This window comes from Bradyrhizobium sp. Kon56 (assembly GCF_055807635.1).
Genome location: NZ_JBVVOU010000591.1, coordinates 1 through 240 on the forward strand (window position 1 = coordinate 1; position 240 = coordinate 240).

General features: G+C 52.1%; 1 protein-coding gene. It reads left to right on the forward strand.

What is annotated here, in order from left to right; translation table 11 throughout:
- Positions 1 to 202, forward strand: a 202-nt coding sequence (locus tag AC0L3B_RS40180; RefSeq protein ID WP_473383580.1) for a MerR family transcriptional regulator, incomplete at its 5' end; no start/stop codon positions are given.
- Positions 203 to 240: the final 38 nt, after the last annotated feature.

Consider the following 240-nt stretch of genomic DNA (forward strand, 5'->3'; position numbering starts at 1 on the left):
GAACCGTCGGTATTATCAGCGCCAGGACGTGCTGATGATCCGACAGATCCGCGCATTGCTGTACGACCAGGGGTTCACCATCAGCGGCGCGCGCCAGCGCATGTCCGGTGATGAAGCCAAAGACGACACCACCCAATACAAGCAACTGATCCGCCAGATGATCTCCGAACTCGAAGATGTGCTGGTGGTATTGAAGAAGTGATTCAAGCTTTTGAAATGTGGAAGTATTTTTAAAGCCTG